Source organism: Streptomyces sp. 150FB (genome assembly GCF_000818195.1).
GTDB lineage: Bacteria > Actinomycetota > Actinomycetes > Streptomycetales > Streptomycetaceae > Streptomyces.
On record NZ_JTHL01000001.1, the window covers coordinates 2,062,699 to 2,065,585 of the forward strand.

2 protein-coding genes and 1 pseudogene are annotated in these 2,887 nt (G+C 70.1%); 1 reads left to right on the forward strand and 2 read right to left on the reverse strand.

The annotated features are described in order from the left end of the window. Both QR77_RS08490 and QR77_RS08495 read right to left on the reverse strand, forming a co-directional pair. Positions 1-955 (reverse strand): annotated as a pseudogene (locus QR77_RS08490) (glutamate synthase subunit alpha); the annotation flags it as partial. Positions 956-1,373: 418 nt separating this feature from the next. Next, complete coding sequence (locus QR77_RS08495; RefSeq protein WP_040027541.1) at positions 1,374-2,102, reverse strand: VIT1/CCC1 transporter family protein; 729 nt, start codon at positions 2,100-2,102, stop codon at positions 1,374-1,376. Between the two features lie 325 nt (positions 2,103-2,427). On the opposite strand from QR77_RS08495, the gene QR77_RS48375 reads away from it, so the two are divergent. Beyond that, on the forward strand, positions 2,428-2,887 hold a 460-nt coding region (locus tag QR77_RS48375; RefSeq protein WP_040027542.1), incomplete at its 3' end, for an ADP-ribosylglycohydrolase family protein.

Genomic DNA, 2,887 nt, shown 5'->3' on the forward strand with positions numbered 1-2,887 from the left:
ACGCCTCGGGGACCATCATCAGCACCGAGTGCGGGAGCGAGCGGCCACCGAGGTGGAGCAGTTCGAGGACCTCGTCGAAGGACGCGGAGTCGGAGGCGTCGGGTGTGCAGAGGGGGAAGGTCCGCTCCAGCCTGCCGGCGCCGAAGAGGTCCGAGGCGAGCAGCGACTCGCGGGCCTTCATCCAGTTGCGGTTGCCCTGGACCGTGTTGATCTCGCCGTTGTGCGCGACGAAGCGGTACGGGTGGGCGAGCGGCCAGCTCGGGAACGTGTTGGTGGAGAAGCGTGAGTGGACCAGGGCGATCGCGGTGGCGAAACGGCGGTCGGAGAGGTCGGGGAAGAACGGTTCGAGCTGGCCGGTGGTGAGCATTCCCTTGTAGACGAGGGTGCGCGCGGAGAGGGAGGGGAAGTAGACCCCGGCCTCCCGCTCGGCGCGCTTGCGCAGCAGGAACGCCTTGCGGTCGAGGGCGACGCCCGTGCTCGTACCGTCGGCGACGAAGAGCTGGCGGAAGGCCGGCATCGTGGCGCGTGCGGTGGCACCGAGCAGTCCGGGGGCGACCGGGACCTCGCGCCAGCCGAGGAGTGTCAGGCCCTCGTCGGCGGCGATCGTCTCGATGACCGAGACGGCGTGGGCGGATTCCTCGGCGGGCAGGAAGGCGGTGCCGACCGCGTACGAACCGGCCTCGGGCAGATCGAAATCGGTGACCTCACGCAGGAACGCGTCAGGCACCTGGAGCAGGATTCCGGCGCCGTCGCCGGAGTCGGGCTCGGAGCCGGTGGCACCGCGGTGTTCGAGATTGCGCAGTACGGTCAGCGCCTGCTCCACCAGTGCGTGGTTGGCCTCACCGGTGAGGGTGGCCACGAACCCGACGCCACAGGCATCGTGTTCGTTACGGGGGTCGTACATCCCCTGAGGGGCGGGGCGACCGTCCATGGGCGACCAGGCGTGGATACGCATCGGCACTCCCGTCGTCGTCGTGGCATATGCGATAACCGAGGGACGACGTTGGCCCTCCGAAAAATTTCGTGCAGATTACATGATGAGTTGCTTCTCAGGAAGCGGATACTTCATTCCAGCATGCGGACATCGCTCGTAGCGATCGCCGTTGTGCCGGGTGCGGGAGTCACAGGCGGAGCAGGATGGGTCCGCTTGGCCGTCTGGGGCGGTGAGGCTTGATATATGAGTCGTGGTGCGTGGTGCGCCGTGCAGGCTTCGTTGCCCATAGCGCCTACGGCTCATGCCCGGTCGTCGTCAACTCGAAACCGTCCGGTAACAGCAACATACGTGGCGCCTGGCACAGTGTCGCATCCCCGGAGCCGAAACGCTCGGGGGCCACCCGGGAAGTTCGTCACAGCGGTCCGGGTCCCCGGGCAGGTCAGACGGCCGCTCCGAAGGCCGCGCCGAGTCCGTAGGTGAGCGCGGCGGCCACTCCGCCGAGGACGAGCTGACGCAGCCCGCTGTACCACCAGCTACGCGCTGTCACCCTGGCCACCAGCGCACCGCAGCCGAAGAGCCCGACCAGCGCGAGCAGCAGCGCGGGCCAGAGGGTGGTCGCGCCGAGCAGGTACGGCAGTACGGGCAGCAGCGCGCCCAGCGCGAAGGAGACGAACGACGACCCGGCGGCGACCGTCGGCGACGGGAGGTCGTCCGGGTCTATGCCCAGCTCCTCGCGCGCGTGGATCTCCAGCGCCTGCTCGGGGTCGTGCGAGAGCTGTCGCGCCACCTCGCGCGCGAGCGCGGGCTCCACACCGCGCGACTCGTACAGCTCGGCCAGCTCCTCCATCTCGTCGGCGGGGTGCTTGCGCAGCTCGGTCCGCTCCACCTCCAGCTCGGCCTGGACCAGCTCGCGCTGGGAGGCCACCGAGGTGTACTCGCCTGCCGCCATCGAAAAGGCACCGGCGGCGAGGCCGGCCAGCCCGGTGATCACGATGGTGTGCTGGGTGACGGAGCCGCCGGCGACGCCGGTCATCAGCGCCAGGTTGGAGACCAGGCCGTCCATCGCGCCGAACACGGCGGGGCGGAGCCAGCCGCCGTTGACATCGCGGTGGGTGTGGTTGTCGCGGTGCGCCTCGTGGAGTGAGGCTTCGGTCTCGATGATGGCCACGGTTCTCTCCTTCTGCGGCAGCGGGTCCCGGTCCGTGCGCGGACCGGCATCCACCCCTCCCTGTCGTCGAAAGTACGCACGAAAAAGCGCTCCCGCCAGCAAGGAAGGCCGTACTTACCAAGGGTCCGGAGGGGGATTCCGGGGTGGATTGTGCCCGGGTCACGGGTGCGTTGCGGGGCGCTTCGTGGCGTCTTCCGAGGGCTTCCGGGCCCTGCGGAAGGGGTGTCACCCGGGTGACAGGGACGTTTCAAAGACTCCGGGGGCTCCCCGCGTGGCAGGGATGGCAGGAACAAGGCTCGTGCGCGCGCGGAAGGGCGGCCACCCGATGGCGTTGATTGCCCCCGATCCACCCCCCGACGAGGTCGCCGCGGTCCGCGACCGGGCACGCGGCGCGCTGCTGGGACTGGCGGTCGGCGACGCGCTCGGAGCGCCCGCCGAGAACATGCGGCCCTCCGAGATCCGGCGCCGCTGGGGCCGTATCGAGGGCTTCGTGTCGGACAGCCCGGCGGGGACCGACGACACGGAGTACGCCATTTTCTCCGGCCTCCTGCTGGCCAGACACGGTTCGGCGCTGACCGTCACACACGTCGAGAACGCCTGGCACCACTGGCTGGCCGACCTCGACGAGGGCCCGTTCCGCGGGGCGGGCTTCAGCGAGCGCGGCACGCTGGAGAATCTGCGCAGGGGGCTCGCCGCCCCGATCACCGCTCAGCACCGGCACGCGTGGAGCGACGGTCTGGCGATGCGGGCGGCGCCCTTCGGTGTCTTCGCGGCGGGCCGGCCCG